The organism is Roseiarcus sp. (assembly GCF_052145395.1).
Lineage (GTDB): Bacteria > Pseudomonadota > Alphaproteobacteria > Rhizobiales > Beijerinckiaceae > Roseiarcus.
This window is the reverse complement of sequence record NZ_JBKQOT010000536.1, coordinates 1-4,236: the sequence shown is the minus strand read 5'-3', so window position 1 is coordinate 4,236 and position 4,236 is coordinate 1. Positions and strand designations below refer to the sequence as shown.

2 protein-coding genes are annotated in these 4,236 nt (G+C 65.6%); both read left to right on the top strand.

The features are described 5' to 3' along the window. Window positions 1-2,084, top strand: a 2,084-nt coding sequence (locus ACLP25_RS18370; protein WP_442470611.1) for a helicase-related protein, incomplete at its 5' end; no start/stop codon positions are given. Window positions 2,085-2,115: 31 nt separating this feature from the next. After that, window positions 2,116-4,008, top strand: a complete 1,893-nt coding sequence (gene drmB, locus ACLP25_RS18365; protein ID WP_442470610.1) for a DrmB family protein — start codon at window positions 2,116-2,118, stop codon at window positions 4,006-4,008. The last annotated feature ends 228 nt before the right edge of the window (window positions 4,009-4,236 follow it).

Sequence of the window (4,236 nt, the reverse complement as noted above, 5' to 3'; positions counted from 1 at the left end):
ACCGCGAGATCGTCGATCTGCTGTTCTTCCCGACTGGAGGCGGCAAGACCGAGGCCTATCTCGGACTCGCCGCCTGGACGATCGCGCATCGGCGGATCACCAATCCGGGGGCCCTGGGCGCAGGCGTCGCGGTCCTGATGCGCTACACCCTGCGCCTTCTCACCCTCGATCAGCTTTCGCGCGCCGCGGGCGTTGTGTGCGCTCTAGAGTTGATGCGTGGCGAGTCGGCCTGGCTCGATGGGACCAAGAAAATCCTCGGCGACTGGCCGATCGAGATCGGCCTCTGGGTCGGCGCCGCCGCGACGCCGAACAGGCTCGGCAAGAGGGGCGACGATCGGACCGATACCGCTGTCGCCAGAGTGCGGTTGTTCCGACGCGACGGCCGCGAAGCGCCTGCGCCGATCAAGGCCTGCCCGTGGTGTGGCGAACCGTTCACCCGCGACAGCTTCGCCTGTCACCCCTCCGACCTCGCGCCGAAGAACATGCTGATCCGCTGCGCCGGTGCGACTTGCGCCTTCACCGGCGCAAGGGCGTTGCCGATCCTGACCGTTGACGAGGCGATCTATCGACGTCTGCCGGCGTTCGTGATCGCGACCGTCGACAAATTCGCCGGGCTGCCTTGGCTTGCGGAGGCCGGCGCCTTCTTCGGCAACGTCAACCGCGAGGATGAATGGGGGTTCTATGGAGCGGCGGACGGCGCGCGCGAGGGGCGTCCGCTGTTCGGCGGGGCAAGCCTTCTGCCGCCTTCATTGATCGTCCAGGACGAACTGCATCTGATCAGCGGCCCGTTGGGCACGGTCGCGGCGCTTTATGAGACGGTGCTCGATCGTCTCGCGACGCGCACGCGGGAGGGCAAGCGGGTCCGGGCCAAGATCGTGGCGAGCACCGCGACCGTGCGGCGGGCGGCGACCCAGATCGAAGCGTTGTTCGATCGGCATAAGACTGAAGTGTTTCCGCCTCCGGGGCTGGACCGCCGGGATAGCTTCTTCGCCAAGACCGTCTCGTCGGCGGAAAAGCCGGCTCGGCTCTATGTCGGGCTCGCTTCCCCCGGCAAAGGACCAAAACTCATCTTCCTGCGCGCCCTCGTGTCATTGCTGGCGGCCGCGCAAAAGGAGGCTGACGAGGGCAACGCGGCCGATCCCTACCTCTCGGCGCTTTGCTACTTCAATGCCCTGCGCGAACTCGGAGGCGCTCGCCGCATTGTCGAAGACGAAGTGATGGCGAAGCTCGCGACCTATGGGGACGAGCGCCGGCGGGTCGCGCTGCCCGACAAGCCGTTCGGCAACCGTCGCCTGCGGGAGGTCCTGGAGCTGACGTCGCGCGAGAGCACCGACAAGGTCGCGGCGGCGAAAGAACGCCTGGCGAAGGACGCGAGCGATCCGCTCGGCGTCGACGTTGCGCTGGCGACCAACATGATTTCCGTCGGGCTCGACATTCCGCGTCTGGGCCTCATGGTAGTTCAGGGTCAACCCAAAGCCGCGGCAGAGTACATCCAGGCGACGAGCCGCATTGGACGCCAGGTGGACAAGCCGGGCTTGGTTCTCGCGCTCCTCAATGTGCACAAGCCGCGCGACCGCCTCCACTATGAGGCCTTCCGGCAGTTCCACGCCTGCTTCTATCGGGCTGTCGAAGCGACGAGCGTGACCCTGTGGGCGGCGAGAGCCATGGACCGCGCACTCGCCGCGGTGGTCGTCGCCGCAGCGCGCCACATGATCCCCGCGCTGACGCCGGACGGGGCGGCGGTCGATATCGTGGACTACAGCAGCGCCCGAGCCGATGTCGTCAAGATGATCCTTGCCAAGGCGCCTCCCGCGGCCGTGATCGGCGGTCACGCGGCGCTCACGAAAGCAATCGACGACTTGCTTGACGCCTGGGAGAAGATCGCGTCGGATCGGAGCGCCAACGCCGAGAGCCTATTCTACGGCTACCCGAAGTCGCGCGCCTTGTTGCACGATCCGCTCGACCCGCTGCTCGATACGCTCGACCCGCTCTTGCGGCGCTTCAGGGCCGCACACTCGATGCGCGACGTCGAGCATTCGGCGCTGCTCAAGGTGACCGATCCCTATGGAAATATCCTGAACTGAGACCAGCGCCGTGGCGGAAAATTCAATCAGAATGAGTCAGCTCGTCGGTCTGTTTGGACCGGGGGCCATGCTCGATCTTCCGGATCGTTCGGTCCTGGTCCTCGGCCTCGACCATTGGGAGATGAGGGGAAAGGCCGCGTTCCAAAAGATCGAGGAGCCACGGCTTCAGCGACTGCTTTATCTGCGCCTCAAGGATGACGATCGCATTGTCGGTGACAAGCCGCCGGAGCTTCGGACGCCGCCGATCGATAACCGCGACCCAAGGGCCCCCTCTCCAGCCGTTCGTGCGACCGTATTTCCGCGATGGTTCGCCTGCGAAGCGATAGCCGGCGATCCGCCGAACCGCAGACGGTTGGTTCGGTTCCAGGACCTGGAAGCGCCGAAGCGCGCAGTCCACGTCGGCCCCGACGGCAAGAAGCGGAAGGCCTCGCCGATCCGCTTCGTTTGCGGCTGCGAGAACGGCCACCTGCAGGACATCGAGTGGCGGCGCGTTCTGCATCAAAACCAGCGCGCCGAGGGAGCGGACACGGCCGCGGCCGCCGGACCGTGCAGGAAGCCGATGTGGTTGGAAGATTCCGGGACCAGCGCTGATCCGAGGGACACGCGCATCGTCTGCGAATGTGGCGCGTCCTTATCGCTGGAGGAATTGTTTCAGCCAGGGCGTCTGGGAGCATGTCCGGGAGCCCGGCCTTGGATCGGCTCGGGCGATCATGATCCCAATACCTGCGACGCCAGCAAAGGTCTCAGATTTCTGACCCGCAGCGCGACGAACGCCTACTTCCCGCAGATCGCGCGCGTCATCTCGCTGCCGCAGGCGACCGACGCTCTTGCCCGCAATCTCGAAGCCGTATGGACGGACGTCGGCGAGTGCAAGACGGTCGACGACGTCAAGCAGGCCAAGAGGTTCAATGGCGCCGTGCGCGCCAACCTTCAGGACTACGCGGACGAAGAAATTCTGGCTCGAATCCTGGCGATATCCGCTGGCGGCGTGCGCGCCGAGGAAGCCGAGGACCCGAGGATCGCGGAGTTTCAATTGCTGGCAAGCGGGCGAGCGCTCATCGGCGCCAACAGTCCCGACGCCAACCTGCATGCCGAAACCTTGCCTCGCGTGATCTGGGACCCCAATTTGGACCCCGAGTTGGCGAAGATCGCTGCAGTCGTCGCCGTCCATCGCCTGCGCGAGGTCGCCTGCATCTACGGGTTCACCCGCTTCGAGCCCGCGCCGCTGGCGAGCGATGACCTCGAAGACGTCGGCCTCGCGGTCAAAGGCGCGCCCCTCGGTCAGAATCCGGACTGGCTGCCGGCGATCGAGCAATTCGGCGAGGGCGTCTTCATCCATTTTTCGGCGGACGCGCTGGCTGAATGGCTCGTCCGCCCGGCGGTCCTCGACCGTTCCCGAAGGCTTCAAGAGGCCGTCAAGAAGTGGGCCGCTGCGAAGCGCGCTTCAGGCATGAAGATCAGCGTCGTGCAGGTTGCAGAGCGCGCGCGGCCAGAATACGTCATGGCGCATAGCCTGTCGCATGCGTTGATGTCGGAAGTCGCCATCGAGTGTGGCTATCCCGCGAGCGCACTCAAGGAGCGTATCTATCTCCTTCAGCGCTCACCCGGCGACGCCATCCGCTGCGGCGTCTTGATCTACACCGCGGCCGCCGGCAACCAGGGAACGTTGGGCGGCCTCGTCGAGGTAACGCACCGGTTTTCCCGCGTTATCAAATCGGCCTTAGAGCGCGCGCGTTTGTGCTCGGGCGATCCCGTCTGTGCCGACCACGACCCCGTGAATGCCCAGGATGACCGCATGCTGCACGGCGCAGCCTGCCATGGCTGCCTCCTGATCTCCGAGACGAGCTGCGAGGCGCGGAACGTGTCGCTCGACCGGGCCCTCCTGGTCGATACGGTCGGAACAGCCGGCGCGTCGTTCTTCTAGCCGATCTTCGCGGATTGGCGATGTTTGGGGTCGCTGCTGAATCGGGGCATTGAAGGTCTGCACTACGGGGGTTTTGGCGGGGGCGCCTGGATGGCTGCGATTCTCGGCGCGGGCTGGGGCGGCAGATCGAGCTTGAGTCTGTCGAGCAGCAAGAATCCAACTCGGAAGCGGCGGCGCTGCGTCTTTCCCAATGCGCGGGGCGCTGGTCTTGATGGCCTCACTGGTCTT

Excerpts from the sequence above, each read along its gene's own strand:
- drmB (WP_442470610.1), top strand. The coding sequence starts at position 2,116 with ATGAGTCAGCTCGTCGGTCTGTTTGGACCGGGGGCCATGCTCGATCTT.